General features: G+C 60.2%; 23 protein-coding genes and 1 pseudogene. 18 read left to right on the top strand and 6 right to left on the bottom strand.

Features of this window, described 5'->3' with window-relative positions; translation table 11 throughout:
* Positions 1-4 precede the first annotated feature (4 nt).
* Positions 5-541, bottom strand: a complete 537-nt coding sequence (rloA, locus tag PM2_RS21960; RefSeq protein ID WP_016485910.1) for a retropepsin-like aspartic peptidase RloA — start codon at positions 539-541, stop codon at positions 5-7.
* A gap of 305 nt (positions 542-846) precedes the next feature.
* Between rloA and PM2_RS21955 the strand changes: the two genes are divergently transcribed.
* From PM2_RS21955 to prpD, 6 genes are all read left to right on the top strand, one after another.
* Positions 847-1,563 (top strand): GntR family transcriptional regulator, encoded by a 717-nt coding sequence (locus PM2_RS21955; RefSeq protein ID WP_016714744.1) that lies wholly within the window; start codon positions 847-849, stop codon positions 1,561-1,563.
* Positions 1,560-2,450, top strand: coding sequence for a methylisocitrate lyase (gene prpB / locus PM2_RS21950; RefSeq protein WP_016714743.1), 891 nt, complete (start codon positions 1,560-1,562; stop codon positions 2,448-2,450). The genes PM2_RS21955 and prpB overlap by 4 nt, the downstream gene beginning before the upstream one ends.
* A gap of 58 nt (positions 2,451-2,508) precedes the next feature.
* A complete protein-coding gene (gene prpC, locus PM2_RS21945; RefSeq protein ID WP_028699639.1) occupies positions 2,509-3,636 on the top strand; it encodes a bifunctional 2-methylcitrate synthase/citrate synthase in 1,128 nt (375 codons plus the stop codon).
* Between the two features lie 76 nt (positions 3,637-3,712).
* The gene (acnD, locus tag PM2_RS21940; RefSeq protein WP_028699638.1) at positions 3,713-6,301 is read left to right on the top strand and encodes a Fe/S-dependent 2-methylisocitrate dehydratase AcnD; all 2,589 of its coding nucleotides are present in this window, start codon (positions 3,713-3,715) and stop codon (positions 6,299-6,301) included.
* Between the two features lie 13 nt (positions 6,302-6,314).
* Entirely contained in the window at positions 6,315-7,505 is a 1,191-nt protein-coding gene (gene prpF, locus PM2_RS21935) for a 2-methylaconitate cis-trans isomerase PrpF (RefSeq protein WP_016714740.1), read from the top strand.
* Between the two features lie 72 nt (positions 7,506-7,577).
* Entirely contained in the window at positions 7,578-9,062 is a 1,485-nt protein-coding gene (gene prpD, locus PM2_RS21930) for a 2-methylcitrate dehydratase (RefSeq protein WP_028699637.1), read from the top strand.
* Positions 9,063-9,134: 72 nt separating this feature from the next.
* Here the strand turns inward: prpD and acnB are convergent, their stop codons facing one another.
* Positions 9,135-11,744: a bifunctional aconitate hydratase 2/2-methylisocitrate dehydratase gene (gene acnB / locus PM2_RS21925; protein WP_016714738.1), complete on the bottom strand. Its 2,610-nt coding sequence runs from the start codon at positions 11,742-11,744 to the stop codon at positions 9,135-9,137.
* Positions 11,745-12,150: 406 nt separating this feature from the next.
* On the opposite strand from acnB, the gene PM2_RS21920 reads away from it, so the two are divergent.
* A complete protein-coding gene (locus PM2_RS21920; protein ID WP_161775526.1) occupies positions 12,151-12,633 on the top strand; it encodes a DUF1289 domain-containing protein in 483 nt (160 codons plus the stop codon).
* 10 nt (positions 12,634-12,643) lie between these two features.
* On the opposite strand, the gene queD is transcribed toward PM2_RS21920, so the two are convergent.
* Entirely contained in the window at positions 12,644-13,000 is a 357-nt protein-coding gene (gene queD / locus PM2_RS21915) for a 6-carboxytetrahydropterin synthase QueD (protein WP_003250327.1), read from the bottom strand.
* 203 nt (positions 13,001-13,203) lie between these two features.
* Here queD and PM2_RS21910 point away from each other — a divergent pair, with 203 nt between their 5' ends.
* The 5 genes from PM2_RS21910 to PM2_RS21890 all read left to right on the top strand — a co-directional run bounded on the left by PM2_RS21910 (position 13,204) and on the right by PM2_RS21890 (position 17,230).
* On the top strand, positions 13,204-13,512 hold the full coding sequence (locus PM2_RS21910) for a PepSY domain-containing protein (protein ID WP_016714736.1): 309 nt from the start codon (positions 13,204-13,206) through the stop codon (positions 13,510-13,512).
* The gene (locus tag PM2_RS21905) at positions 13,512-13,826 is read left to right on the top strand and encodes a PepSY domain-containing protein (protein WP_028699636.1); all 315 of its coding nucleotides are present in this window, start codon (positions 13,512-13,514) and stop codon (positions 13,824-13,826) included. Before PM2_RS21910 ends, PM2_RS21905 begins: the two co-directional genes overlap by 1 nt.
* Positions 13,827-14,495: a response regulator transcription factor gene (locus PM2_RS21900; protein ID WP_016714734.1), complete on the top strand. Its 669-nt coding sequence runs from the start codon at positions 13,827-13,829 to the stop codon at positions 14,493-14,495.
* Positions 14,492-15,811, top strand: a complete 1,320-nt coding sequence (locus PM2_RS21895; protein WP_016714733.1) for an ATP-binding protein — start codon at positions 14,492-14,494, stop codon at positions 15,809-15,811. The genes PM2_RS21900 and PM2_RS21895 overlap by 4 nt, the downstream gene beginning before the upstream one ends.
* Positions 15,812-16,075: 264 nt before the next feature.
* Positions 16,076-17,230 carry an HPP family protein gene (locus PM2_RS21890; protein ID WP_028699635.1) on the top strand — a complete coding sequence of 385 codons (1,155 nt, stop codon included), beginning with the start codon at positions 16,076-16,078 and terminating at the stop codon, positions 17,228-17,230.
* On the opposite strand, the gene PM2_RS21885 is transcribed toward PM2_RS21890, so the two are convergent.
* On the bottom strand, positions 17,204-18,070 hold the full coding sequence (locus PM2_RS21885) for a LysR family transcriptional regulator (RefSeq protein WP_028699634.1): 867 nt from the start codon (positions 18,068-18,070) through the stop codon (positions 17,204-17,206). The two genes, PM2_RS21890 and PM2_RS21885, sit on opposite strands and share 27 nt — an antisense overlap.
* Positions 18,071-18,249: 179 nt before the next feature.
* Here PM2_RS21885 and PM2_RS21880 point away from each other — a divergent pair.
* A pseudogene (locus tag PM2_RS21880) lies at positions 18,250-18,963 on the top strand (AMP-binding protein); the annotation flags it as partial.
* A gap of 1,031 nt (positions 18,964-19,994) precedes the next feature.
* Here the strand turns inward: PM2_RS21880 and PM2_RS21875 are convergent.
* Positions 19,995-20,303 carry a helix-turn-helix domain-containing protein gene (locus tag PM2_RS21875; RefSeq protein WP_033740654.1) on the bottom strand — a complete coding sequence of 103 codons (309 nt, stop codon included), beginning with the start codon at positions 20,301-20,303 and terminating at the stop codon, positions 19,995-19,997.
* Between the two features lie 163 nt (positions 20,304-20,466).
* Here PM2_RS21875 and PM2_RS30825 point away from each other — a divergent pair, with 163 nt between their 5' ends.
* The 4 genes from PM2_RS30825 (at position 20,467) to PM2_RS21865 (ending at position 22,496) form a co-directional block, all read left to right on the top strand.
* The gene (locus PM2_RS30825; protein WP_125855459.1) at positions 20,467-20,862 is read left to right on the top strand and encodes a hypothetical protein; all 396 of its coding nucleotides are present in this window, start codon (positions 20,467-20,469) and stop codon (positions 20,860-20,862) included.
* A gap of 19 nt (positions 20,863-20,881) precedes the next feature.
* Positions 20,882-21,346, top strand: coding sequence for a hypothetical protein (locus PM2_RS30820; protein WP_028699633.1), 465 nt, complete (start codon positions 20,882-20,884; stop codon positions 21,344-21,346).
* A complete protein-coding gene (locus PM2_RS21870; RefSeq protein WP_051564709.1) occupies positions 21,340-21,858 on the top strand; it encodes a hypothetical protein in 519 nt (172 codons plus the stop codon). Before PM2_RS30820 ends, PM2_RS21870 begins: the two co-directional genes overlap by 7 nt.
* A gap of 311 nt (positions 21,859-22,169) precedes the next feature.
* On the top strand, positions 22,170-22,496 hold the full coding sequence (locus tag PM2_RS21865; RefSeq protein WP_028699632.1) for a hypothetical protein: 327 nt from the start codon (positions 22,170-22,172) through the stop codon (positions 22,494-22,496).
* A 404-nt stretch (positions 22,497-22,900) separates the two neighbouring features.
* On the opposite strand, the gene PM2_RS21860 is transcribed toward PM2_RS21865, so the two are convergent.
* Entirely contained in the window at positions 22,901-23,692 is a 792-nt protein-coding gene (locus PM2_RS21860; protein ID WP_028699631.1) for a DUF5677 domain-containing protein, read from the bottom strand.
* Between the two features lie 297 nt (positions 23,693-23,989).
* Between PM2_RS21860 and PM2_RS30815 the strand changes: the two genes are divergently transcribed.
* Entirely contained in the window at positions 23,990-24,388 is a 399-nt protein-coding gene (locus PM2_RS30815) for a hypothetical protein (protein WP_028699630.1), read from the top strand.
* Positions 24,389-24,708: the final 320 nt, after the last annotated feature.

Here is a 24,708-nt window from a genome sequence, read left to right as displayed (position 1 = left end):
GGGATTACTCTGCTTTGGGAGCGTCGGTGGCACAGGCAGGTTTGCCGGCCGCATATTTAAGGCTTGGGTCGACCAGCGCGTCGAAGTGCTTGAGCGCCTCGGAGCCGATCAGCAGCGGGAACTGGAACGCGCTGCGGTCGGTGAGGTTGACTTCGATGGTGCGCATGGCCTGGCCCATGCAGATTTCGAGTTCGATGACCGGGCGGGCGGTATAGGCCTTGCCCGATTCGGCATCATAGTCGCCGGCCCGGCGCTTGATCTTGCTCACGCGTGCCAGTGGACGTTCGATCGGGTGCGAGTGCGCCGCATCGATGGCCAGGTAGAAGCGCACCCAGCTTTCGCCGTTGCGCTTGAAACGCTTGATGTCGCGGGCGCTGAGCGATGCGGTCTTGGCACCGGTGTCGAGCTTGGCGGCCACTTCCAGGTCCAGGTCGCCCAGGCGGGCGTATTCGTTGAGACCATACACGGTCTTGCCCGCCGCCTGGCCAAGGGCCGGTAGCAGGGTGAGGCATAGCAGCAATAAAACGGGTGTAAGTCTCATAATCCTGGCGCGGTGCAGTGCAAGGTTCGGGCTATGTTAAGGGCAAGGCGACTGGCAACGACTGCGCAAGCTTCCTCGTTTATCTGTCAACAAGCATGAATGGATGACAGACAGGCTATCCATACCCCATCGGAGGCGCGGCATTCTATCACGCCGACGTCTTGACGCCAGCGGTGCGCGATCTGACAGCATCGAGAGGGTGATAGTTCGTTCTTAGACGATTGTCGACAATATTCATTTTGTCTTTGACTTGGAGGGCTCTGTTCGTTAATTTCTGGCGAAGAGTTTTTCAAGGTGTCGACAATATGCAGGACCTTTCCACCCCCAGCCCGGTGCAGGCAGACGAAACGGAAACCCTTTCCGAAAACGTCTTCCGGCGCATCCAGGCGGCCATCGTCAAAGGTGAAATCGCCCCCGGCAGCAAGATCTCCGAGCCGGAGCTGGCGCGCACCTATGGCATCAGCCGCGGGCCGCTGCGCGAGGCCATTCACCGCCTCGAAGGCCAGCGTCTGCTGGTGCGCGTGCCGCATGTGGGGGCGCGGGTTGTGTCACTCAACCACGCCGAGCTGATCGAGCTGTACGAAATCCGTGAATCGCTCGAAGGCATGGCCTGCCGGCTGGCCGCCGAGCGCATGAGCCAAGCAGACATCGACGAGCTGCGCCGGGTGCTTGACACCCACGAGCGCGATGCAGCGTTCCAGGCCGGCCTGGGTTATTACCAGCAGGAAGGCGACTACGACTTCCATTACCGGATCATCCAGGGCAGCGGCAACCAGACCCTGGTCAAGATGCTGTGTGGCGAGCTGTACCAATTGGTGCGCATGTACCGCATCCAGTTCTCGGCCACGCCCAACCGCCCACGCCAGGCTTTTTCCGAGCACCACCGCATTCTCGATGCCATCGCCGACCGTGACGGCGAACTGGCCGAACTCCTGATGCGCCGCCACATCGGCGCGTCCAAGCGCAATATCGAGCGTCACTACCTGGACGCCCACAACAACAGCCCACGAGGTGAGAAATGACTGTGAAGAGCACCCCCGGTCAGCGTTTCCGCGACGCCGTTGCCGCTGAACACCCGCTGCAGGTGGTTGGCACCATCAACGCCAACCATGCCCTGCTGGCCAAGCGCGCCGGCTTCAAGGCCATCTACCTGTCCGGTGGCGGCGTGGCCGCCGGCTCCTTGGGCCTGCCGGACCTGGGCATCAGTGGCCTCGACGACGTGCTCACCGACGTGCGCCGCATCACCGACGTGTGCGACCTGCCGCTGCTGGTGGATGTCGACACCGGCTTCGGGGCCTCGGCTTTCAACGTTGCCCGTACCGTGCGTTCGATGAGCAAGTTCGGTGCTGCCGCCATCCATATCGAGGATCAGGTGGGCGCCAAGCGCTGTGGTCACCGCCCGAACAAGGAAATCGTCAGCCAGCAGGAAATGGTCGACCGCATCAAGGCCGCCGTCGATGCCCGCACTGATGACAGCTTCGTGATCATGGCGCGTACCGATGCCCTGGCCGTCGAAGGCCTGAACGCTGCCCTGGACCGTGCCGAGGCCTGTATCGAGGCTGGCGCCGACATGATCTTCCCGGAAGCCATTACCGAACTGCAGATGTACAAGACGTTCGCTGACCGGGTGAAGGCACCGATCCTGGCCAACATCACCGAGTTCGGCGCCACGCCGCTGTACACCACCGAAGAGCTGGCCTCGGTCGACGTGTCGCTGGTGCTGTACCCGCTGTCGGCGTTCCGTGCCATGAACAAGGCAGCCGAGAACGTGTACACCGCACTGCGCCGCGACGGCACGCAGAAGAACGTGATCGACACCATGCAGACCCGCATGGAGCTCTACGATGCCATTGGTTACCACGCCTTCGAGCAGAGCCTCGATGCGCTGTTTGCCCAGAAGAAGGGCTGAGCAACACCCTGAATTAGCCAGAAAGCATCCATAACAAATTCAAGAAAGGAGAATCACCATGGCCGAAGCAAAAGTACTCAGTGGCGCAGGCCTGCGCGGCCAAGTGGCTGGTCAGACCGCACTGTCGACCGTGGGCCAGGCCTGTGCCGGGCTGACCTACCGGGGTTACGACGTGCGTGACCTGGCGGCCGGTGCCGAATTCGAAGAGGTCGCCTACCTGCTGCTGTACGGTGAGCTGCCAACCCAGGCCGAACTGACCGACTACAAGCGCAAGCTCAAGGGCCTGCGTGACCTGCCGCAAGCACTGAAGGAGGTGCTGGAGCGCATCCCGCGTGACGCTCACCCGATGGACGTGATGCGCACGGGTTGTTCCGTGCTGGGCACCCTGGAGCCCGAGCTGACCTTCGAGGCCCAGCGCGACAAGACTGACCGCTTGCTGGCACTGTTCCCGGCCGTGATGTGCTACTGGTACCGCTTCACCCATGAGGGTGTGCGCATCGATTGCACCAGCGACGAAGACACCCTCGGTGGCCACTTCCTGCACCTGCTGCATGGCAAGAAGCCGAGCGAGCTGCACGTCAAGGTGATGAACGTGTCGCTGATCCTCTACGCCGAGCACGAGTTCAATGCCTCGACCTTCACTGCCCGGGTCTGTGCCTCGACCCTGTCCGACCTGTACTCCTGCGTCACCGCTGCCATCGGCTCGCTGCGCGGCCCACTGCACGGCGGTGCCAACGAGGCGGCGATGGAGCTGATCGAGCGTTTCCAGAGCCCGCAGGACGCCACCGCCGAGCTGCTGCGCATGCTGGAGCGCAAGGACAAGATCATGGGCTTTGGCCACGCGATCTACAAAGAGTCCGACCCGCGCAACGAGGTGATCAAGGGCTGGTCGAAGCAGTTGGCCGACGAAGTGGGTGACAAGGTGCTGTACCCGGTTTCCGAAGCCATCGACAAGACCATGTGGGAGCAGAAACGCCTGTTCCCCAATGCCGACTTCTACCATGCCTCGGCGTATCACTTCATGGGTATCCCGACCAAGCTGTTCACCCCGATCTTCGTCTGCTCGCGCCTGACCGGCTGGGCGGCGCACGTCTTCGAACAGCGCGCCAACAACCGCATCATCCGCCCGAGTGCCGAGTATGTCGGCGTCGAGCAGCGCCAGTTCGTGCCGATCGAACAGCGCTGATTAGAAAAGAAAGGCACCCCGCCCCTCACCGGGGCGCAGGCGCCTTCCGACTCCTGTGACCGAGCCTGATTCCATGATGAACACTGCATTCCGCAAGCACCTGCCAGGCACCGACCTGGACTTCTTCGATGCCCGTGCGGCGGTCGAGGCGATCAAGCCCGGCGCCTACGACGGCCTGCCATACACCTCCCGCGTGCTCGCCGAAAACCTGGTGCGCCGCTGCGACCCGGCCACCCTCGATGCCTCGCTGAGCCAGCTGATCGAGCGCAAGCGCGACCTCGATTTCCCCTGGTTCCCGGCCCGCGTGGTGTGCCACGACATCCTTGGCCAGACCGCGCTGGTCGACCTTGCTGGCCTGCGTGATGCCATTGCCGACAAAGGCGGTGACCCGGCTGCGGTCAACCCGGTGGTGCCGGTGCAGCTGATCGTCGACCACTCGCTGGCCGTCGAGTGCGGTGGCTTCGATCCGCAGGCGTTCGAAAAGAACCGTGCCATCGAAGACCGCCGCAACGAAGACCGCTTCCACTTCATCAACTGGACCAAGAAGGCGTTCAAGAACGTCGACGTGATCCAGCCGGGCAACGGCATCATGCACCAGATCAACCTGGAGAAGATGTCGCCAGTGATTCACAACGACCGTGGCGTGGCCTACCCGGACACCTGCGTCGGCACCGACAGCCACACCCCGCATGTCGATGCCCTGGGCGTGATCGCCATCGGCGTGGGCGGCCTGGAAGCGGAAAACGTGATGCTCGGCCGCGCCTCGTGGATGCGCCTGCCGGAAATCGTCGGCGTCGAGCTGACTGGCAAGCTGGCACCGAACATCACCGCCACCGACCTGGTGCTGGCCCTGACCGAATTCCTGCGCAAGCAGAAGGTGGTCGGCGCGTATCTGGAGTTTCACGGTGAGGGTGCCCGCGCCCTGACCTTGGGCGACCGCGCCACCATTTCCAACATGGCCCCGGAATACGGTGCCACCGCAGCCATGTTCGCCATCGACCAGCAGACCATCGACTACCTGCGCCTGACCGGCCGCGAAGAGCAGCAGGTCAAGCTGGTTGAGACCTACGCCAAGGCCGCCGGCCTGTGGGCCGACAGCCTGGGCGGCGCCGTCTACGAGCGCACCCTGAGCTTCGACCTGTCGAGCGTGGTGCGCAACATGGCCGGGCCGTCCAACCCACACGCGCGCGTGGCCACCAGTGACCTGGCTGCCAAGGGCATTGCCGGCAATTGGGAAGACGTGCCAGGGCAAATGCCTGACGGCGCGGTGATCATCGCCGCCATCACCAGCTGCACCAACACCAGCAACCCGCGCAACGTGATTGCCGCAGGCCTGCTGGCGCGCAATGCCAACAAGCTGGGCCTGGCCCGCAAACCTTGGGTCAAGTCGTCGCTGGCACCGGGCTCCAAGGCCGTGCAGTTGTACCTGGAAGAGGCGGGGCTGGAGAAGGAGCTGGAGCAACTGGGCTTTGGTATCGTCGCCTTCGCCTGCACCACTTGCAACGGCATGTCCGGCGCCCTGGACCCGGTAATCCAGCAAGAAATCATCGACCGCGACCTGTACGCCACCGCCGTGCTTTCGGGTAACCGCAACTTCGATGGGCGTATCCACCCGTATGCCAAGCAGGCCTTCCTGGCGTCCCCGCCACTGGTGGTGGCCTATGCCATTGCCGGTACCATCCGCTTCGACATCGAGAAGGATGTGCTGGGTGTGGTCGATGGCAAGGAAATCCGCCTCAAGGACATCTGGCCGAGCGATGAAGAGATCGACGCCGTGGTGCGTGCTGCGGTCAAGCCAGAGCAGTTCCGCAAGGTGTACATCCCGATGTTCGCCATCGAGGAAGACCGTGGGCCGAAGGTGGCGCCGCTGTACGACTGGCGCCCGATGAGCACCTACATCCGCCGCCCGCCCTATTGGGAAGGTGCCCTGGCCGGTGAGCGCACCCTGCGCGGCATGCGCCCGCTGGCGGTGTTGCCGGACAACATCACCACCGACCACCTGTCGCCGTCCAACGCCATCATGTTGGACAGTGCCGCCGGTGAGTACCTGGCGAAAATGGGCCTGCCGGAAGAAGACTTCAACTCCTACGCCACACACCGTGGCGACCACCTGACCGCCCAGCGTGCCACCTTCGCCAACCCCAAGCTGTTCAACGAAATGGTGCGCAAGGAAGACGGCAGCGTGAAGCAGGGGTCGCTGGCGCGTATCGAACCGGAAGGCAAGGTCACCCGCATGTGGGAAGCCATCGAAACCTACATGCAGCGCAAGCAGCCGCTGATCATCGTGGCCGGCGCCGACTACGGCCAGGGTTCGTCCCGTGACTGGGCGGCCAAGGGTGTACGGTTGGCGGGTGTCGAGGCGATCGTGGCCGAAGGTTTCGAGCGCATTCACCGCACCAACCTGGTGGGCATGGGGGTGCTGCCGCTGGAGTTCAAGCCGGGCACCGACCGCAAGACCCTGGGCCTGGACGGTAGCGAGACGTATGACGTGCTGGGCGCGCGTACGCCCCGGGCGACCCTGACGTTGGTGGTTACCCGCGCCAATGGCGAGCGCCTGGAAGTGCCGGTGACCTGCCGCCTGGACACCGCCGAGGAAGTGTCGATCTACGAGGCGGGCGGTGTGCTGCAGCGTTTTGCCCAGGACTTCCTCGAAGCAACCGCTTGAACAGGACTTGAACATGGCACATGTACCGCAAGTGAAAATCCCCGCCACCTACATCCGTGGCGGCACCAGCAAGGGTGTGTTCTTCCGCCTGCAAGACCTGCCCGAGCAGGCGCAAATCCCGGGGCCGGCCCGCGATGCGCTGCTGTTGCGGGTAATCGGTAGCCCCGACCCTTACGGCAAGCAGATCGACGGCATGGGCGGTGCCACCTCCAGCACCAGCAAGACCGTGATCCTGTCGCAAAGCATCAAGCCCGGGCATGATGTGGACTACCTGTTCGGCCAGGTCAGTATCGACAAGGCGTTTGTCGACTGGAGCGGCAACTGCGGCAACCTGTCTGCGGCGGTCGGTTCGTTCGCCATCAGCAGTGGCCTGGTGGACGCGGCGCGCATTCCACGCAACGGCATCGCCACGGTGCGCATCTGGCAGGCCAACATCGGCAAGACCATCATCGCCCATGTGCCGATCACCGAAGGTGAAGTGCAGGAAACCGGCGATTTCGAGCTGGACGGGGTGACCTTCCCGGCGGCCGAGGTGCAGCTGGAGTTTCTCGACCCGGCAGCCGACGAAGACGGTGACGGCGGTTCGATGTTCCCGACCGGTAACCTGATCGATGAGCTGGAGGTGCCGGGCGTGGGTACGTTCAAGGCCACCCTGATCAATGCCGGCATTCCGACCATCTTCGTCAATGCGGCCGATATCGGTTATACCGGCGCAGAACTGCAGGACGCCATCAACGGGGACCCTCAGGCGCTGCTGCGTTTCGAGACCATTCGTGCATACGGTGCCGTGCGCATGGGCCTGATTGAAAACGTCGACCAGGCAGCCGGACGTCAGCACACGCCAAAAGTGGCGTTCGTTGCGCCGCCGAGCACCTACACTGCGTCCAGTGGCAAGGCGGTGCAAGCGGGTGATATCGACCTGCTGGTGCGCGCTTTGTCCATGGGTAAGCTGCACCATGCGATGATGGGGACGGCTGCGGTGGCGATTGGCACTGCGGCGGCCATTCCGGGCACGCTGGTCAACCTCGCGGCTGGCGGGGGTGAGCGTAGCGCCGTGCGTTTCGGCCACCCCTCGGGCACCTTGCGGGTCGGGGCCGAGGCGCGTCAGGTGAATGGTGAGTGGACAGTGACCAAGGCAATCATGAGCCGCAGTGCTCGCGTGCTGATGGAGGGCTGGGTTCGCGTGCCTGGCGATAGCTTCTAACGCACCACTGGCGCTCGGCTTTAGTTAGTTGGGGCTGCATAGCAGCCCCGGCAATTCTGAAGGGAGCTGGATATGAGCGCCAACGTTGACCTGAACGACCGCCCGGACTACGACCGGGTGCTGCAAACCCTGGCCGACTACGCCCTCGGCTACCGGGTCGATTCCGCCGAAGCCCTCGACACCGCACGCAACTGCCTGATGGACACCCTGGGCTGCGGCCTGCTGGCCCTGCGCTTTCCCGAATGTACCAAACTGCTCGGCCCTCAGGTGGAGGGCACGCTGGTGCCCAATGCTGCCCGCGTCCCCGGTACCGCCTACCGGCTCGACCCGGTCAAGGCGGCCTGGGACATCGGCTGCACCGTGCGCTGGCTGGATTACAACGACACCTGGCTCGCGGCCGAATGGGCTCACCCCTCGGACAACCTGGGCGGTATCCTGGCCGTTGCCGATCACCTGTCGCAGAAGCGCGTGGCCGCAGGTGAAAAACCGCTGCTGATGCGTGATGTGCTCGAAGCCATGGTCATGGCCCATGAGATCCAGGGCGTGCTGGCACTGGAAAACTCGTTCAACCGCGTCGGTCTCGATCACGTCATTTTAGTAAAAGTGGCCTCGACTGCCGTGTGCGCCAGGTTGATGGGCGCCAACCGCGAACAGATGCTCTCGGCGTTGTCCCATGCCTTCGTCGATGGCCAGGCCCTGCGTACCTATCGGCACGCGCCCAATGCTGGCTCACGCAAGTCCTGGGCCGCAGGTGATGCGTCCAGCCGTGGCGTGCGCCTGGCCGATATCGCCCTGCGCGGTGAGATGGGCGTGCCGGGTGTGCTCACGGCGCCACAATGGGGCTTCTACGACGTATCGTTCAGCCATACCAACAAGGATCTGGCGCTCAAGCCCGCCGGGCAGTACGAACTGCGTCTGCCTCAGGCCTTGGGCAGCTACGTGATGGAAAACGTGCTGTTCAAGGTCAGCTTTCCTGCCGAATTTCACGCCCAGACTGCCTGCGAAGCGGCAGTTACCCTGCACCCTCGGGTACGTAACCGCCTGCATGAAATCGACCGCATCGTCATCACCACCCAGGAGTCGGCAATCCGCATCATTTCCAAGAGCGGCCCGCTGGCCAATGCCGCTGACCGTGACCACTGTCTGCAGTACATGGTGGCAGTGCCGTTGATCTTCGGGCATCTGGTGGCGGAGCACTATGAAGACACCTTCCATGCCAACCACCCCAGCATCGACCGCCTGCGCGAGAAGATGGAAGTGGTGGAAGACCCGCGCTTCAGCCGCGAGTACTTGGAGCCGGACAAGCGCTCCATCGCCAATGCGCTGCAGGTGTTCTTCAAGGATGGCAGCAGTACCGAGCAGGTGGTGGTGGAATACCCTATCGGGCACCGGCGGCGGCGAGGGGAGGGCATACCCCTGCTGGAGGCCAAGTTCAGGGCCAACCTGGCAACGCGGTTTGCGCGCCAGCGGTGTGGGGAGGTACTGGAGGTGTGCAAGGACCAGCAAACGCTGGAAGGGATGGCGGTGCACCGGTTTGTGGATTTGTTCGTGATCTGAGCAGGTGAGAGCAGGCAAATGAAAAGCCCCGGCATCGCTGCCGGGGCTTTCTTTTACAGCGTGTAACTCAGCTTACGCCTGAACCACCGGGATCTTGGCGTTGGCTGCCGCTTCGCGGAACTCGGCGATCTGATCGAAGCTCAGGTAGCGGTATACGTCGGCAGCCATGCTGTCGATGTCTTTCGCGTACTGCATGTACTCTTCGACGGTCGGCAGCTTGCCGATGATCGAAGCGACAGCAGCCAGCTCGGCCGATGCCAGGTACACGTTGGTGGCGTCGCCCAGACGGTTCGGGAAGTTACGGGTCGAGGTGGAGACCACGGTCGAGCCGGTCTGCACACGTGCCTGGTTACCCATGCACAGCGAGCAGCCTGGCATTTCCATGCGCGCACCGGCCTTGCCGTAGATGCCGTAGTAGCCTTCTTCGGTCAGCTGGTGGGCGTCCATCTTGGTTGGCGGGGCCAGCCACAGACGGGTCGGAATACCGCCCTTGACCTTTTCCAGCAGCTTGCCGGCAGCGCGGAAGTGACCGATGTTGGTCATGCACGAACCGATGAACACTTCGTCGATCTTCTCGCCCTGTACCGAAGACAGCAGGCGGGCATCGTCCGGGTCGTTCGGCGCGCAGAGCACAGGCTCTTTCACGTCGGCCAGGTCGATTTCGATGATTTCGGCGTATTCGGCATCGGCGTCGGCCGACAGCAGCTCAGGCTTGGCCAGCCAGGCTTCCATGGCCTGGGCGCGGCGCTCCAGGGTGCGGGCATCGCCGTAGCCTTCGCCGATCATCCAGCGCAGCAGGGTAATGTTGGACTGCAGGTACTCGGCGATGGCCTTCTCTGGCAGCTTGATGGTGCAACCGGCAGCAGAACGCTCAGCCGAGGCGTCGGACAGCTCGAAGGCTTGCTCGACGGTCAGTTCGTCCAGGCCTTCGATTTCCAGGATGCGGCCGGAGAAGGCGTTTTTCTTGCCTTTCTTCTCGACGGTCAGCAGGCCCTTCTGGATGGCGTAGTAAGGGATCGCATGCACCAGGTCACGCAAGGTGATGCCAGGTTGCAGTTTGCCCTTGAAGCGCACCAGGATCGATTCTGGCATGTCCAGCGGCATGACGCCGGTGGCAGCGGCGAAGGCTACCAGGCCGGAACCGGCCGGGAACGAGATGCCGATCGGGAAGCGGGTGTGCGAGTCGCCACCGGTACCCACGGTGTCAGGCATCAGCATGCGGTTCAGCCAGCTGTGGATGATGCCGTCGCCCGGGCGCAGCGACACGCCGCCACGGGTGCGGATGAAGTCTGGCAGGGTGTGGTGGGTGGTGACGTCGATCGGCTTCGGATAAGCCGCGGTGTGACAGAACGACTGCATGACCAGGTCAGCGGAGAAGCCCAGGCAGGCCAGGTCTTTCAGCTCGTCACGGGTCATCGGGCCAGTGGTGTCCTGGGAACCGACGGTGGTCATCTTCGGCTCGCAGTAGGCACCTGGGCGCACGCCCTGGCCTTCTGGCAGGCCACAGGCACGGCCGACCATCTTCTGCGCCAGGGTGAAGCCCTTGCCGGTGTCGGCTGGCTGCTCTGGCTTCTTGAACAGGTCCGATGGGCCCTGGCCCAGCTCGGCGCGGGCTTTTTCGGTCAGGCCACGGCCGACGATCAGCGGGATACGGCCGCCAGCGCGGACTTCATCCAGCAATACTTCGGTTTTCAGCGCGAATTCGGTAACCAGCTCGTCGCTGCCGTGACGGCGCACTTCGCCTTTGAACGGGTACACGTCGATGACGTCGCCCATGGCCAGGTTGGTGCAGTCGAATTCGATCGGCAGGGCGCCGGCGTCTTCCATGGTGTTGTAGAAGATCGGGGCGATCTTGGTGCCGAAGCAGAAGCCACCGGCGCGCTTGTTCGGCACGTACGGGATGTCGTCACCGAAGAACCACAGCACCGAGTTGGTGGCGGATTTACGCGACGAACCGGTACCGACCACGTCACCGACGTAGGCAACCGGGAAGCCTTTGGCCTTGACGGCTTCGATCTGGGCCAGCGGGCCGACCGAACCTGGCTGCGACGGCTCGATGCCGTCACGGGCCATTTTCAGCATGGCCAGGGCGTGCAGCGGGATGTCAGGGCGCGACCAGGCGTCCGGGGCAGGGGACAGGTCGTCGGTGTTGGTCTCGCCAGGCACCTTGAACACGGTCAGGGTGTACTTGTCGGCGATGGCCGGGCGCGAGGTGAACCACTCGCCGGCAGCCCAGGACTCCAGCACGGCCTTGGCGTGGACGTTGCCCGCCTTGGCTTTTTCGGCCACGTCGTGGAAGGCATCGAACATCAGCAGGGTGTGCTTGAGCTGTTCGGCCGCGACGGCGCCCAGTTCGGCGTCATCCAGCAGTGCGACCAGCGTTTCGATGTTGTAGCCGCCCTGCATGGTGCCCAGCAGTTCGGTGGCGTGCTTGCGGTCGATCAGTGGCGACTTGGCTTCGCCCTTGGCGACGGCGGAGAGGAAAGCAGCCTTGACGTAGGCAGCTTCGTCGACCCCTGGCGGTACGCGGTTGGTGATCAGGTCTACGAGGAAGGCTTCTTCGCCGGCCGGCGGGTTTTTCAGCAGCTCGACCAGGCCTGCAGTTTGTTCGGCGTTCAGCGGCTGGGGCACGATACCCAGGGCGGCACGCTCTTCGATGTGTTTGCGGTAGGCTTCAAGCACAGTTATTTCCCTCATCAGTGGTCCCTAAAGGGGGTCCGGGACGCTCATCCAGCATTCCATGCACCCATGCGCTGCTACGGCTTTGTGGGCCGCCCAGCCAGGGTCGCAAAGAATCCTTACAGAAGCTGCTTTCAAAGTTTTACGCCTGCAGAACGGGGAGCTGATGAGGGCTGGCGCGGGCATGCGAGGGGTGCATGGCCCGGGCCAACGCCGTTCTACCGGATTAACTGTGCTCGTGACGCTTTGAAAACAGCTTCCAACGGACATTGTTGCCTTTGAAAAGGCGGGATGATTCTACGGCAAAAAAAGCCCGAAGGTAAGGCGCAGAAGATGACTTTAACGAGTGACCCTGGTTAGACAAAGGGCTAACATGGGGCCGTGTTCCACCGCCAAGCTGTTGTTTTTCATGTCCAACAAGTCCATCAAGACCCCTTGCGTCGGCCTGTGCTCCACGGTGTACGGAGACACGGTGTGCCGTGGCTGCAAGCGCTTCCACCACGAAGTGATCAACTGGAACGGCTACGACGACGCGCAGAAGCGCGCGGTATGGCTGCGCCTTGAGCAGTTGCTGGTGCAGGTGATGATGGCCAAGCTGGAGGTGTTCGACAAAGGCTTGCTGCGCCAGCAGCTGGAACAGCGCTCCATCCGGTTTGTCGAGCAGCAGTCGGCGTATTGCTGGGCGTACCAGCTGATTGCCCGTGGGGCGCGGATGATCCGGGACCTTGAGGCCTACGGCATGGTCTTGCTGCCGGAGTTCCGCGACTGGGAACTGCCGCAACTGCGCGATGCCATCGACCGCGAATTCTTCCTGCTTTCAGAAGCGCATTACCAGCGCTACATCGCCCCCAGCTTCCTGCGCGATGCCATGGGCAGCACGCAGGGGCAGTGAGCCGGGCGAATCAGTCGCCGGTGTATTCACACCCGCTGGTGCAGGTTTCGTGGATGCGCACCTTCGACAGCTCTGGCATCAGCGGCTTGACCTGGTCCCAGATCCACTTGGCGATCACTTCGCTGGTGGGGTTTTCAAGGCCCGGGATGTCGTTCAGGTAGTTGTGGTCCAGCTGGTCATAGATTGGCTTGAAGATCGCCTTGACCTCGGCGAAGTCTCGAATCCAGCCAGTGTGCGGGTCCAGCGGGCCGGTCAGGTGCAGGCCGACCTTGAACGAATGGCCATGCAGGCGGCCGCATTTGTGCCCTTCAGGGACGTGGGGCAGGCGGTGAGCCGATTCGAATGTAAATTCCTTGAAGATTTCCACGCTGTCATAACTCTGTGTGAATCAATAATGCGCGCAGTCTACCAGCATGCCCGTTACAAGGCTTGCAGGTGTTCATGCAACCGCCCGGTGGTGCGGTCTTGACCTGCGCTATCATGCTGCCAGCTTTTTTCAGGTTGAATTAAGGACCGGTGGTTAATCTTAACCCCGTAGACAACTTGCACAGTTCTCAGGAGAGAAGCACGATGAAAACCTTGACTGCCCTGTTCACCGCCGCCGCCCTTGCCCTGGGCGCCAATGCCGCCTTCGCCAAGGACGTACAGCCTGACGAAGTGGTCAAACTGGTCAACGCCAAGACCATCAAGTCGCTCGACGAGCTGAAAGCCACCGCCGTGGCCAAGCACCCGGGCGCCACCGTCACCGATTCGGAGCTGGAAGACGAGTACGGTCGCTACATCTACAAGGTCGAACTGCGTGACACGCAGAACGTAGAATGGGACGTGGCGCTGGACGCCAAGACCGGTGAAGTGCTGAAGGACGAGCGGGACAACTGATGATTCACTTACCGCGGCCAGCGCGCTGCCTCGCGCTGGCGCTGCTGGCCGTGTGTTCGCTGGCCGCCGCCCGCGACCTTGACCAGGACGAAGCCCTGAAGCTGCGCCAGAAGGGCGTCATCCTGCCGCTCGAGCAATTGCTGGAAGCCGCCCTGGGGCGTTACCCCGGGGCGCGTTTGCTGGAGGCCGAGCTGGAAGAGGACGACGATCGCTACGAATATGAAGTCGAACTGCTGACGGCGGACGGTGTGGTGCGCGAGATCAAGCTCGATGCCAGCACCGGCGCCCTGCTCAAAGACGAGGAAGACGACTGAATGCGCCTGTTGCTTGTCGAGGACAATGTACCACTGGCCGACGAGCTGACCACCGGCCTGCAGCGCCAGGGTTATGCCGTGGACTGGCTGGCTGACGGCCGTGATGCGGTGTACCAGGGCCAGAGCGAGCCCTACGACCTGATCATCCTCGACCTTGGCTTGCCGGGCTTGCCGGGCCTGGACGTGCTTGCCCGGTGGCGTGCCGCTGGTCTGGCCACTCCGGTATTGATCCTTACCGCCCGTGGCTCGTGGGCCGAGCGTATCGAAGGGCTGAAAGCCGGGGCTGATGACTACCTGAGCAAACCGTTCCACCCGGAAGAGTTGCAACTGCGCATCCAGTCGCTGCTGCGCCGTGCGCGCGGCCTGGCCAATCAGCCAACCCTGGAAGCTGCCGGCCTGCACCTGGATGAAAGCCGCCAGTGCGTGAGCCGTGATGGCGTGGATGTGCAACTGACCGCCGCCGAGTTCCGCCTGCTGCGCTACTTCATGCTGCACCCGCAGCAGATCCTGTCCAAGAGCCACCTGGCCGAGCACCTCTACGACGGTGAGACCGAGCGGGATTCGAACGTGCTGGAAGTACACGTCAACCACTTGCGCCGCAAGCTGGGCCGCAGCGTGATCGAGACCCGACGCGGGCAAGGCTATATCTACGCGGGGAGCACCGAGTGAAGTCGATCCAGGCGCGTTTGAGCCTTGGCCTGGTCGCGGTGCTGGTGGTAGTCGGCGTGGTCCTGGCGCAACTGACCTTGTGGTTGTTCGAAGCCGGCCTGCAGCGTTACCTGGAAAACGGCCTGCGCAAGGAAAGCGAGAACCTGCTGGTGGCACTGGTGCGCGGGCCATCCGGCCTGCAGCTGGATGAGCGGCGCATCTCGGCGGCGTATCAGCGGCCTTTTTCCGGTTATTACTTCCGTATCGATTTCGACAAAGGCACCTGGCGTTCACGCTCGCTGTGGGACCTGGACATGCCCAAGCCTGCTGCGCCAGGCCTTTCCGACAGCCATGAGCTCGGTCCGGAAGGGCAGCAACTGCTAGCCCTGCGCGCTGACTACCGTCGCCTGGGACAAGACATCTCGATCAGCGTCGCACAGGATTACTCACCGGTGCGTGAGGGCTTTCGGCGCATGCAGCAGATCGGCCTTGGCATGGGCCTGGTGGCACTGATTTTGGTGTTGGTGCTGCAGCGCATGACCGTAACGCGCTCGCTACGGCCGTTGGAGCGGGCGCGCCAGCAGATCGCCCAACTGCAGCAGGGCCAGCGGTCACAACTGGATGCCGAGGTGCCCAGCGAGCTGGCCCCGTTGGTGGGACAGATCAACCACTTGCTTAGCCATACCGAAGACAGCCTGCGCCGTTCGCGCAATGCCTTGGGTAACCTGGGGCATGCACTGAAGACACCGTTGGCGGTGCTGCTGAGCCTGGCGTCCAGTGAGCGCCTGAAGGACTTGCCCGAGGTGCGGGCGCAGATGCGTGAGCAGCTGGAGCAGATTCAGCAGCGGTTGGCGCGCGAACTGAATCGCGCGCGGTTGGCGGGTGATGCCTTGCCCGGTGCGCAATTCGATTGCGAGGCCGAACTGCCGGGGTTGCTGAGCACGTTGGGCATGATCCATGGAGAAGGGTTGCTGCTGGCCAGCGATGTGCCCCCCGGGTTGCTGTTGCCATGGGACCGTGAGGACTTCCTGGAGTTGTTGGGCAACCTGCTGGACAACGCCTGCAAGTGGGCCGACAGCGAAGTGCGCCTCGGCATTGGGTCGAATGCCGAGGGCTATCAGGTATGGATCGATGATGACGGCCCGGGGATTCCCGAGGGTCAGCGGCAGCAGGTGCTGGAGCGTGGTTCGCGGCTGGATGAGCAGGTGGACGGGCACGGCCTGGGGTTGGGCATCGTGCGCGATATCGTCGAGGCCTGGGGCGGGCAATTGTCGCTGCTGGAAAGCCCTCTGGGCGGGCTGCGGGTGAGTATCGAGTTGCCGCGCAAGACTCGGTAGTGCCGGGACTGCAATCTCTTGTGGGAGCGGGTTCAGTGGCTCGCTTGAGAAATATCAGTACTGCAAAAAAATTGCAGTACAGCCGCATTTTTTTGAATTAGCCCAATCTCCCCCCGCCCGGCAAAATCCCGTTCACGAAACCCTGCGGTTTTCATCTCTCCACGGACGGAGCCCCTTGTGCTATTGCACGCGCAATACGAGGCCCAGGCCACCTCGGCTGGGCTTTCTTTTTAATCAGAAAAACCAAAGATTCCGACTACTCAAATGCCTGCCTCGCGTTCCGAAAGTCGTCTGCAGCGGCTGTTGCCGGCGCCCCTGAATATTCCCCCAAAAGAATGGCTGCGTGCCGCTATCGGTGCGTTGCTCGGCCTGTTCCTTGCCGGCTGGCTGACCAGCATCGCCTATGGCCCCGGTATCGCCCTGCATCTGCTTGGCCCGCTTGCCGCCTCGGCTGTGCTGGTGTTTGCCGTGCATTCCGGCCCACTGGCCCAACCCTGGCCGGTGCTGGGTAGCTATGCCCTGGCGGGCGCGGTCGGCCTGGCCATGCGCGAAGGCTTCGGCCCCGAGCTGTGGGTAGCCGCTGCCGCCCTGGGCATCTCGCTGCTGGTGATGTGCCTGCTGCGCTGCCTGCACCCGCCGGGTGGCGGGGTGGCGGTGAGTGCAGTGCTGGCTGACTCAGGGCTGACCGCCATGGGCGACCACCTGCTGGAGCCGGTGCTGCTCAATGCGTTGATCCTGGTAACAGTGGCGATTGTCTACAACCGCCTGACGGGCGTGCGCTACCCGAAAGGCGCGGTGCCGCGCAAAGACCTGCACCACACCCATGACCCGCTGCCCGGCGAGCGGGTTGGCATCCGCAGTGAAGACTTGGACCAGGCCCTGGAAGAGCTGGGCGAGTTCGTCGACGTCACCCGTGACGAGCTGGAACGCATCATCCTCGCCACCGAGCAACACGCCCTGCAGCGCAGTCTCGGCGGTATTACGGCGGCCTCGGTGATGTCCCGCGACGTGCAGTTCGCCACGCCCGATACCACCCTTGAGCAGGCCTGGAAAATGCTCGCCAGCCACCACCTGAAAACCCTGCCGGTATTACAGCATGGCAAGCTGGTGGGCATCGTCAGCCTCAGCGACCTGGTTGGCCCGGCCATGCAGCGCGGCCGTTTCAACTGGCGCGGGCTGTTTGGCCGCAAGGCGGTGCGCATGGAGCAGGTGATGAGCCGGCGGGTGGTGAGTGTCAGCAGCCAGCACCCGTTGGAGCGCCTGCTGCCGCTGTTGTGCGAACAAGGCTTGCACTGCCTGCCGGTGCTCGACGCCGACCAGCTGGTGGGGGTGATTACCCAGACTGACCTGATTGCCGGCCTCAAGCGCCAGTTGCTCAGCAAAGCCGAGGCTTCAGATAACCGGGTCCCAGCGCTGTGACCAGTCGCTGGCGCCTGCAGCCACCAGCCGGCGCAAGATGGCGAAGGCCTGTTGAAGGGCTTCGCTGTCGCGTTCACGTGGATACACCAGGAAGGTTGGGTAAGTGAACTCCGGGGCCTGCGGTACCCGCTCGAACACACCGCTGTCCAGGTATGCCTGCACCACCCGCGTGCGGAAGTAACCGCTGCCACCCTGGTCGAGAATGAACTGCAAAGCCAACGGGCCGAGGTTGAAGCTTAACGCCGGGCGCGCGCAATCGGGCAGGGCGGCATCGTGCCGACGGCGGAAGGCCTCGCCCCAGTCGATGTAGATATACGGTTCGGGTTGGTCGACGCGGCGCACGCGGATCAGTTTCTCTTCCATCAACTGTTCCACCTGCAAGCCCGGCCCGTAGGTCGGCTGGTACACCAGCGCAGCGTCCAGCAGGCCCATCTCGACCTTGCGCAGCAGCGACTCGCCGTCGCTCACTTCGCTGCGTATGGCGTGGCTGGCCAGTTCACGGTGCAGGGCAGTGACCCAGTCAAGCAACATCGGGTTACCCAGGCTGACTTCTGCCCCTACATGCAGCACTTGCTGGCAGCCTTCAGGCAGCGGCAGGTCGCGCCGCGCTGCTTCCCAGGTTTGCACCAGCTGGTTGGCATAACTGACAAAGGCCTCGCCGTCGCTGGTCAGGCTGGCACCGTTGCGGCTGCGCACGAACAGCTGGCAGCCCAATTGCTGCTCCAGGCGCTGCACCCGGGCGGTAATGGCCGTCTGTGACACGAACAGGCGTTCGGCGGCGGCGACCAGGCTGCCGCAACGCACGATTTCCAGAAAGGTTCGGGCCTGTTCGATGTCCATGGGCTGCTCGGTGGCTGAAGGGTGGCCTATTCTAGAGGCTTTGCACCGTTATGGGGCGCTTTAGCGTTGTCTGCAAATTTGCAGGTCGGTTGTGACTTTAGTCCCATGGCGGCGCCGTTGTAGCGGTCCATACTCAAGGTTCGCCCTTCAATAACAACAAGTACCGGGTTCCTTTCGCTATGAGCTATCAGCACAGCTACGCCCATTCCATTTCCGACCCTGCCGCATTCTGGGCGGAACAGGCCGCGCACCTGGCCTGGCACCGCAAGCCTGCCCTTACCCTTCAAGGCAACGCCGACGGTACCCACCGCTGGTTCGCCGATGGCCGCCTGAACAGTTGCTACCTGGCCCTCGATCACCAGATCGAGCAGGGCCGTGGCGAGCAGCTGGCACTGATTTACGACTCGCCGGTGACGGACGTGCAGCAGGCCTATACCTACAACCAGTTGCGCGACGAAGTGGCGCGCCTGGCCGGCTTGCTGCGCCAGCTAGGGGTAAACAAGGGCGATGGTGTGATCATCTACATGCCCATGGTGCCGCAGGCGGCCATGGCCATGCTGGCCTGCGCGCGCATTGGTGCGGTGCACTCGGTGGTGTTCGGTGGCTTTGCCGCCAACGAGCTGGCGCTGCGTATCGATGACGCCCGGCCGGCCCTGTTGCTCACGGCATCCTGCGGGCTGGAGTTCGACCGGGTAATTGCCTACAAGCCGCTGGTCGACCGTGCCCTGCAACTGGCCCGGCACCAGCCGCGCAATGTGCTGGTGCTGCAACGGCCGCAGGCACAAGCTGAACTGCAACCAGGCCGCGACCTGGACTGGCAGGCGGCCTTGGCCGGCGCCACGCCGGTCGCCCCGGTCGAACTGGATGCTGGTGACCCGCTGTACATCATTTATGGATACCTGCTAACAGTTAGAAGTGATAGAGGCCCCGTAAATCCTGGGTCGTAGGCTTCCTAACAGTTTTTCAAGGTAGGTAACGATCCTGATGAACGGATGCACCCGTTAGCTCCAAGTCCCCCACCAGGCTCCCCCCATCCTAAGGTCACGGTCTGACTGCCAGCGCGACATCCAGACATCGAGCCCAGTCATGCACCTTCAGTGCAAAAGCTAACTCTGGAAGAAAAAGCCCATTGAGCGCTCCGCAGCTTTTAGTGTTATGGGCCAGCTTTTTATTTTACTGTTCGTGCCTAGGAACTTAATCTCGCACAAAACTAAGATGAATTAGTGTGCGTATAATGTTGGGGTGGTCAATTTCAAATTAATAAATAGAGATGGTGTTATGGCTTTGTATTCATTTAGGGCGGAGTGTATAAGTGATGTGTGCAGTTACTTAGGGCTGCTAGGAGGGAGCTTTAGAATTGAGGAGTGCAGTACTAAGCAGGATCCTATATTTCCGGATGTCGACGTGCGCCTCTGCGTCGAAGTAGGGTTGGCGGAACTACGACGTCTAGCTCGTAGAGTTGAGGATGGGCACGTAATTGTGGAGTCTTTGGTGGCTGGATAGATGAGGTATATACAGCTTTCCCTGTCCTTCTTGCGGGCTACAGCTGGAGGTTGCGGGCTATTTAAGTGGCGTGGTAGAGCGCTGGCGATTAAAAGGGCAGAGCTATGCTATAGGGGATTTCTTGAGGAGCGCCAAAGTAGTCACTCGGGATAGATATATTATCAATAAGGGGTGGGCAGAACGCTTGTACAATTTTCAGACGGTTGCCAATCTCAAGGGGGAGCCACGTACGCAGAGTCTGCTTACTTGCGACGGGCTCGCAGCCGCAGTAATCGGAGTCAATATTGGGCTCAATGCTAGAGATGATTTATTTGGCGAAGCTCCGAAGGGCTAGGAGGTGTCCACGCCTGCTGGGTCAACTGCCGTTGTCCACCCCTCTAGCCTAATAACCGTTCGGCACTAGATGTAGGCGCGAGCTGGATTAGGGTGTGACCCGACCAGAAATGCGCCAGGTTGTAAAACTCTGCACCTCCTTCTCAACGCGCTGAAGGATGCTTTTGGAATCGCTCAACTCTTCCAGCGACAGCGCGGTAAGGACAAGCACGCTGCTCAGCTCGACACCCAGGTGATCGCATATCCCTCGCAGTACCGCCAGCGATGGGCTCCTCTTTCCGAACTCGATGTCACTGAGATATTGGGGTGAAACCACTCCGTCAAAATGCGCCTGTGTCCAGCCTCGCTGAAGCCGCATTTCCCTCAAGACCGCGCCCAGCGCCGCTTCGAACCCCATGCTGATGCCTGCTGTAGAAAACAGCTGGCATTAGACGAAGCATGGCGTTAGATTGGAATCAACGATAGGCGATGCTAAGATATATCTTAAGATAGCTACGTGAGGTAGGGCCTTTGTTTGCTGCCGCTCAGCCACCTCGTACCCGTAAATTTGGAGCGTAAATATGAATGACGCCGCAGAACGCGATTTGATTATTAAATACCCGCTTCTGTTCGGTAGCGAGGGGCGTCGTCGTGATGCAGCGGTGTGGGGCATCGGATGCGATGACGGATGGGCAGAGATTTTGAGCGCGCTGTGCTCTGAGATTCAATCATATATTGATGAACAAAATATCGAGCAGGTTCGGTTTTCTTACGTGAAAGAAAAATTCGGAGAGTTGAGGGTTTCCTGTATTTGTGCGGATGAATATGTCTCTTCGTTAGTAAGCAGGGCTTTGCAAGTATCAATTAAGACATGCGAGTGGTGTGGTCAGCCAGGTTCTAGAAAAAGGTTGCAGTCCGACTGGGTTAAGACCTTATGTGAGCCTTGCGAAGCTCAGGCTCTAAAGCGGATTTCTTAATGGATCTATAGGTGGAGCAATGTTTGAAACGCATACAGGAGCCCTCTCGGTTTCTTCTGAACTACCGGATGAGAAATTGCTCGAAATTGATTACGTCTCCCAACGACTTCAGGCAGCTTGGTTTTATATTACACAGCACTACATGAGATCCGGGAGTAGTGATGTGTCAAAAGGTGAAGTTCTGATTGATGATGTGGGTAAGTTGAAGCGGTTTTTGTCTAAAAAATTTACCGGCTCATACACCTACAAAATTGTATTGGTCATTCCTCCGGTTATGAATGGGACTGATGACTGGTCGATGGCTCCCTTAATCGAAATGAATGAAGTGACCTCTGGCTCATTGGCTGAAAAGCGGCATTATATTTACACAGTTGATAACAGTGAGAGGGTCTATTATTCGGCGCAACCGGATGGGGATTGGGAGCGAGGCCCCCAAAAATTGATTTATAAGCGAAGTGCGCGGTGCGAGGTGGCAACATGCTGAATTTGCTTGTCTCTACTAAGATGGTCATGGCTAGCTCATCAAACTCTGTTGCGCTCGCACAACAGCTTTTTTCATTTTACGAGGCTGGAAAAAGCGTTCCAATTCACGAGCTGAAGTCTTTTATTTCCTCTCCAAGGCTTTTCGATGTCTACCTGAAAGACTTTGTAGGTAGCGAGGCAATCTTGGCGGGAGACTCATTCCTCGATCTTCATACAAATCTCGCTGACTCACTTCAGAAAACATATGCAATCACGCTGAGCGATTGGGAAGTGGTGCGTGAGCTATATGTGGAGGTCGACTCATTCCATTTCAGGGATGCAAGTGTAAGTAAAGTTCAAGTTTGGCCCTATGATCCTCGTGGTTTATCTCCCGAGCAGATGAGGCTTGCCGTTGCGGTGAGCTACACCGACTCAGAGCTGCTGGAGGAACCACGGTTGTGCGGAGCACTGAGTAATTTGCTCTCAGAATATAGAGTTGAATTTTATTGGGAGCGAAGAACTTATGACTCCTGATTGATCATTTCTGCGGTGCAGTGGAGGACCTACTGATGGACTACAAAATCGATCCATGTCCTGGCGCCTAAGAATTCCCCAAAAATGCGCATACCGCTTGCCGCGGAAGGGCCCAGATGGGGGCTCAGTTCTCAGGTCAGTGAAGCGTGCCGGAGGGGCGACCCATCGAGCGTTGGTAGTAGTCAGAAATGGCTTGGAAAATCTCTTCAGCCTCATTCTTGTACCGCTGGATGACGAAGGCCGGCGCGCCAGCATCTGTGATGGAGGCTTGTGCTGGTAGCGAAGGTCAGATGCGTTTGTAGGAGTCAGCAATGAAAATAATTGGAAGAGTCGAAGTCGAGGCCGTTACAGACGTCGTGTGTGATATATGCCGTTGCTCCACGCGCACGAATATTGGCGCGCATCAGTTTGGGACCTTACAAGCACATTGGGCCTGTGACACTGCCCATGATGGGGAGCGCGATGAACTACATCTATGTGAGCATTGCTTCTTCAAAACATTGGCTTATCTCAAGCAGGAGCGGCGAACTCAGCATCTTTTCAGCGAGGATGGCCAGGATCTCACCGATAATCTCGGTCTGGTCGCAGATGATGTTTGTTTCGGTGACGTCGGGGTCGATAGTGGGCCTGTTCCGTGACGGCGGACGCCAGGAGGCGATACTTGGATCATTTCTTGGAGGTTGTCACGGGACAGGCCCAGAGCTTCGTTGTCGCACGGTAATCCTGACGATGAGGATGATCGAGCCCGCTTGAAAATACGCAGACACCATCGCCCTTCAATGATGGAGTTTGGAAGATGACTCGGCTGGAGGCTTCCGAATGACCATGAGTACGGCGGAGTACATTTGTACTCTAATCGTCTGTGGGGCGCGAGATCTGGGATTTATACGCTTTTATAGACGATTATAGAGTGATTATAGATTCCAGCATTTCCTGCTCAGGGCTGCCGGAAACTCCGGCCTTCCCTGGGCAGCATCCGAATTTCGGGTGGGACGATCCGTCCGCCCGCAGGCCATCCTCAAGGCAAGCCAAGGTTTTAGCGTTATGCCAGTAATGGGGCGGGGGTTTTGTCGAAACGGTCGACCACCTCGTGTATCTGGGCGGCGAATTGCTCAAGGCCGAGGAGATCGGCCACACCTACGACTACGGGAATTACACCGTATAGGCAGTAGTAGAGTGAGGTGGCAACTTCGTCTGGGGTTCCTGCGCCAACCTTATAATCCCAATATTGTCGGCCCTCTTGGGGTTCTATGTAGTGATCCAGGGATGAGGCGGAAACGTGACCGGCGTTGTCAGACAGAACCTGATAAACGAAGTAAGAGGCCTCCAGAGGACCAAGCGCCGCTAACTCCTTCGGACTGATGAGACTGAGCGACTTTTCGAGCTGGCCTATCGCCGTCTGAAGGGCCTTACGTGCCTCTGGGTCCGTGCTTTGAGTATGAAGGGTTTGGTATCGATTGCGCCGGCTCTTCAAATGGTCATCCCTGAGCATCTGTATGAACTTGCCTTTGTTGCCGTCCATTGCTGAAACAGCGAGGCTGACTTCAATCACTGATCGAGCCATAGCACGGCACTCGACAAACATGCCGCGCTCAGCCATCAGCAGTGCCCCCTGATAAAAGCCTGCTGCTCGCATAAGTAGCCGTACCAGAACAGCTTCCTCACTCATTGAGCTAGTGTGCACGGTATTCACCGCCTCTTGAGCAATCGCCATTATGAGGTGGTTTACGTCTCTGGCGAAACCGAAAAGCTCATCGTTTGCTTGCAAAATGGCAGGTACAGCGTCTTCAACGTCAGTGCTGAGAAAGCCAGCTTTTGGGAGAGACCATTCCATGAGTTCACCTGGCGATTGATGGCTATAGCTAATCCTACCTTGAAACCCACAGTTCGCTACATCTCTGCCAAATAAATTATAGGATTTGGGTGGCTGGAGTCACCATTAATGGCTGACCTATCTGTGAGGTCGACGTGTCATGGTTATAGGCTGAGTAATTGGTTGAACAATATATTATTTGATGTAAATGTAATTGACAGTAGCGATTGAGCAGGGCTGCTTTATTTGAATGTTCTTGACCGGTGCTTATTTGTATGGATTAATTGGGTGAATTTTTAATTATTAGCTGAGGCGTATATGTGGGATTCTGACCAATTTGATCATTCGCTTATTCAAGTGAGTGTAGGTGAGCTTGATGGAGTAGCAGAAGGTGATGCAGAAGGGCTTCTCGCTTGTGGGACGTCTTGCGTTACTGAGAATTACGAGCGCGAAGGGGAGATGGCGTTTTTCAAGTGTGAAATATTTGCGCGAGAAGGAGGGGCTGGATTCAGGGTGGAAAAAACAGTAGTTGTGACAGCTGGAGACTGGGATGGCCAGGTTATTTGGAGTCAAAAGGAGGAGTTTTTCCTGACTTCGAGCTTTGAACCAGCTATGCCTGGTTTGATCCTAGACGAGCTGAGTAGGCGTACCATTAACGAGTATGGGCGTCGTATCCATGCTCATGAGAACGGTGTTGCTTATGAATCTCGTGCTTAATGTGGATTCGCTGAGCCTGGTCAGTAATATACTCAGATCTTGCTGATCCCGCATGAAGGTACCTGGCAAACTATCAACCACAGCGAATTTGAAGACAGGTGGGCCGGGCGCTGCCGGTGTGCCTGCCGAACCTTCCAGAGAATGTGAGCCTCCAATTGGAGCTATTGCATGGCAGCAAATTCGATCCCAACGTAACGCCGCGCAAGAGCCCTCAGGCATGTCGCATTAATTTGCAGTGGCTTCATACCTATTTATGGTCAGAAGATGATTGATGCATACGTCTGGGGGGAACGCAGTCAGGTATGAATGACCGCTAACGA

This window comes from Pseudomonas monteilii NBRC 103158 = DSM 14164 (assembly GCF_000730605.1).
GTDB classification, from domain to species: Bacteria; Pseudomonadota; Gammaproteobacteria; order Pseudomonadales; family Pseudomonadaceae; genus Aquipseudomonas; species Aquipseudomonas monteilii.
Note: the sequence above shows the minus strand (reverse complement) of the source record. Positions and strands in the feature narration are given on the sequence as shown.

What these genes read in the sequence shown, in the direction of transcription:
- rloA (WP_016485910.1), bottom strand. Translation starts at nt 541, where the DNA reads ATGAGACTTACACCCGTTTTATTGCTGCTATGCCTCACCCTGCTACCG.
- PM2_RS21955 (WP_016714744.1), top strand. Translation starts at nt 847, where the DNA reads ATGCAGGACCTTTCCACCCCCAGCCCGGTGCAGGCAGACGAAACGGAA.
- prpB (WP_016714743.1), top strand. Translation starts at nt 1,560, where the DNA reads ATGACTGTGAAGAGCACCCCCGGTCAGCGTTTCCGCGACGCCGTTGCC.
- prpC (WP_028699639.1), top strand. Translation starts at nt 2,509, where the DNA reads ATGGCCGAAGCAAAAGTACTCAGTGGCGCAGGCCTGCGCGGCCAAGTG.
- acnD (WP_028699638.1), top strand. Translation starts at nt 3,713, where the DNA reads ATGAACACTGCATTCCGCAAGCACCTGCCAGGCACCGACCTGGACTTC.
- prpF (WP_016714740.1), top strand. Translation starts at nt 6,315, where the DNA reads ATGGCACATGTACCGCAAGTGAAAATCCCCGCCACCTACATCCGTGGC.
- prpD (WP_028699637.1), top strand. Translation starts at nt 7,578, where the DNA reads ATGAGCGCCAACGTTGACCTGAACGACCGCCCGGACTACGACCGGGTG.
- PM2_RS21920 (WP_161775526.1), top strand. Translation starts at nt 12,151, where the DNA reads ATGTCCAACAAGTCCATCAAGACCCCTTGCGTCGGCCTGTGCTCCACG.
- PM2_RS21910 (WP_016714736.1), top strand. Translation starts at nt 13,204, where the DNA reads ATGAAAACCTTGACTGCCCTGTTCACCGCCGCCGCCCTTGCCCTGGGC.
- PM2_RS21905 (WP_028699636.1), top strand. Translation starts at nt 13,512, where the DNA reads ATGATTCACTTACCGCGGCCAGCGCGCTGCCTCGCGCTGGCGCTGCTG.
- PM2_RS21900 (WP_016714734.1), top strand. Translation starts at nt 13,827, where the DNA reads ATGCGCCTGTTGCTTGTCGAGGACAATGTACCACTGGCCGACGAGCTG.
- PM2_RS21890 (WP_028699635.1), top strand. Translation starts at nt 16,076, where the DNA reads ATGCCTGCCTCGCGTTCCGAAAGTCGTCTGCAGCGGCTGTTGCCGGCG.
- PM2_RS21885 (WP_028699634.1), bottom strand. Translation starts at nt 18,070, where the DNA reads ATGGACATCGAACAGGCCCGAACCTTTCTGGAAATCGTGCGTTGCGGC.
- PM2_RS21875 (WP_033740654.1), bottom strand. Translation starts at nt 20,303, where the DNA reads ATGGGGTTCGAAGCGGCGCTGGGCGCGGTCTTGAGGGAAATGCGGCTT.
- PM2_RS30825 (WP_125855459.1), top strand. Translation starts at nt 20,467, where the DNA reads ATGAATGACGCCGCAGAACGCGATTTGATTATTAAATACCCGCTTCTG.
- PM2_RS30820 (WP_028699633.1), top strand. Translation starts at nt 20,882, where the DNA reads ATGTTTGAAACGCATACAGGAGCCCTCTCGGTTTCTTCTGAACTACCG.
- PM2_RS21870 (WP_051564709.1), top strand. Translation starts at nt 21,340, where the DNA reads ATGCTGAATTTGCTTGTCTCTACTAAGATGGTCATGGCTAGCTCATCA.
- PM2_RS21865 (WP_028699632.1), top strand. Translation starts at nt 22,170, where the DNA reads ATGAAAATAATTGGAAGAGTCGAAGTCGAGGCCGTTACAGACGTCGTG.
- PM2_RS21860 (WP_028699631.1), bottom strand. Translation starts at nt 23,692, where the DNA reads ATGGAATGGTCTCTCCCAAAAGCTGGCTTTCTCAGCACTGACGTTGAA.
- PM2_RS30815 (WP_028699630.1), top strand. Translation starts at nt 23,990, where the DNA reads ATGTGGGATTCTGACCAATTTGATCATTCGCTTATTCAAGTGAGTGTA.